Annotated in this window: 3 protein-coding genes; all 3 read right to left on the bottom strand. The window is 72.2% G+C overall.

The genetic code is table 11. The features are described 5' to 3' along the window. Positions 1-242: 242 nt before the first annotated feature. Complete coding sequence (gene folB / locus DD1DGNOD_RS01135) at positions 243-683, bottom strand: dihydroneopterin aldolase (RefSeq protein ID WP_131764718.1); 441 nt, start codon at positions 681-683, stop codon at positions 243-245. Continuing rightward, entirely contained in the window at positions 680-1,648 is a 969-nt protein-coding gene (gene folP, locus DD1DGNOD_RS01130) for a dihydropteroate synthase (RefSeq protein WP_131764717.1), read from the bottom strand. The genes folB and folP overlap by 4 nt, the downstream gene beginning before the upstream one ends. A gap of 109 nt (positions 1,649-1,757) precedes the next feature. Further along, positions 1,758-2,109: GNAT family N-acetyltransferase (locus DD1DGNOD_RS28500; RefSeq protein ID WP_241255384.1), on the bottom strand; the 352-nt coding region annotated here is incomplete at its 5' end.

Below are 2,109 nucleotides of genomic sequence, written 5' to 3'. Positions count from 1 at the left end.
CTCGTACACCGGCGACACCGCCACGGCCCCCAGCAGGCGCGTGGCGGCGCGAAGCCGGGCAAGACGGTCACCGAGGTTCGAACCCAACGCCAACACCGCCGATGGCTGCCGTCCCGGCGCCTGCTGCCCCGGCGACAGGCCCTCTGGCGACCGGTGCCCTGGCAGCTGCTGCTCTGGCGACTGGTGCTCTGGCGACCGGTGCGCGACCGCCTCCTGGGACCGCCGCGGATCCGTGACCTCGCTCATGCCGGCCGGTCTCGGGTGACGGTGACCGCGACGTCGGTGAACGGCAGCGGGATCGGCGCGGCGGGCTTGTGTACGGTCACCTCCGTCCGTAGGACCCGGCCGTCGGCCAGGCATACCTCAGCCAGCCGGTGCGCGAGTGTCTCGATCAGATCGACGGGTTCGCCGGCGACGATCCCGGCCAGTGCCTGTGCCAACGTCCCGTAGTCGACGGTGGCGGCGACGTCGTCGCTTGCGGCAGCCGGCCGGGTGTCCAGCCACAGCACGGCGTCCACCACGAACTCCTGACCGAGCTCACGTTCGGCCGGTAGCACGCCGTGACGACCACGGACCCGCAGTCCGGTCACAGCGATCCGGTCGGCCGTGGTGGGGGGGGACGCCACAGGTGGCACGGCGGGGGACGCGGCCGATGAACCACCGGCCGGTGACGCACCGGTCATACGGCACCCGCAGGCGGGAGCCGGAGCGCACCGCAAGCCGGCACGGCGGAATCCGGCCCGGCGGACGCCCTGCGCGCCGGCGCAGGTCCGCTCCCCGCCGGCCGCGTCCGCTGCTCGCGGGCGTCCCGCCATGCCTGGGCAACCCGCACGGCGTCAGCCGCGGCCCGCACCGCGTGCACCCGGACCGCCCACACCCCTTCGGCCGCCAGCAGCGCGGTCGTCGCCTGGGTCGCGTCGTCACGGTCACCGGCCGGCCGGGGCCGTCCGTCAGCGTCCGCGAGCAGGCTCCCCAGGAAGGACTTGCGTGACGTGCCGACCAGCAGGGGATAACCCAACGCAGCGATGGCGTCCATGTGGGCCAACAACGTCCAGTTGTGCCTGCTCTTCTTCGCGAAACCGATTCCCGGATCGACAATCACCCGTTCGGGCGCGATCCCGGCGGCGAACACCACATCGAGGCGCTCACGGAGTTCGGCGACGACCTCGGACACGACATCACCGTAGACCGCACGGGCGGACATGTTCGCGCTCACACCTCTGGCATGCATGAGAACGTAGGGAACCGCCCACTCGGCGGCGATCGCCAACAGGTCGCGGTCAGCAGCACCCGACACGTCATTGATGATCGCCGCGCCCGCGGTCAACGCGGCCTCGGCGACCGTCGGGCGGGTCGTGTCGACGCTCACCGCAACACCTGCCGCGGCCAGCTCCGTCACCACCGGCAGCACACGGCGCAGCTCCTCGGCCCGATCGACCCTACCCGCGCCCGGTCGAGTCGACTCGCCCCCGACATCGACGATGTCGGCGCCGTCAGCAACCATCGCGAGGCCGGCCCGGACCGCGTCGACCGCGGTCGCATAGGTGCCCCCGTCGGAGAACGAGTCCGGAGTCGCATTGATCACACCCATCACACGGGCGCGCCCCACCGGCTCAAGGAGACTGCGGCTGACCTGCACGGACGTCATGCGTCCTCACGCTAACCCCGGCGGAGTTAGTGTGAGGGCCAGCCACCAGCCGAGGGTCACCCGGTCGGCATCGTCGACGCCGCTGTCATTCACGTCGCCACGACTGGTGTCACGGCCGTTGAGGGCTGGCGCGCCGCCGTTCATGTGGTGGTGTGCCGGGAACACCGGCGGCATGCAGCCGGCGGTAGGAGTAGCGGTAGACCGGGCGGAACCCGAGCGCGGCGTACAGCCGGCGGGCCGCCGTACTCGTCTGCTCGACCTGGAGATAGGCACGGGACGCGCCCGCGTCGACAGCCCAGGCCGCCAGCCTGGCGAGGACCGCGCGGGCAGCTCCCCGGCCGCGCGCGGCCGGCACGGTCGCCATGCTGTAGACCCCCAACCAGTCGCCGTCCACAGTCCCGCGGCCGACAGCCACCGGCACACCGTCCACCATGCACAGGACATATGCCGCGGGCATGGTC

The organism is Candidatus Protofrankia californiensis (assembly GCF_900634765.1).
Lineage (GTDB): Bacteria > Actinomycetota > Actinomycetes > Frankiales > Frankiaceae > Protofrankia > Protofrankia californiensis.
The sequence above is the reverse complement of the archived record's forward strand: the minus strand, read 5'-3'. Positions and strand labels throughout refer to the sequence as shown.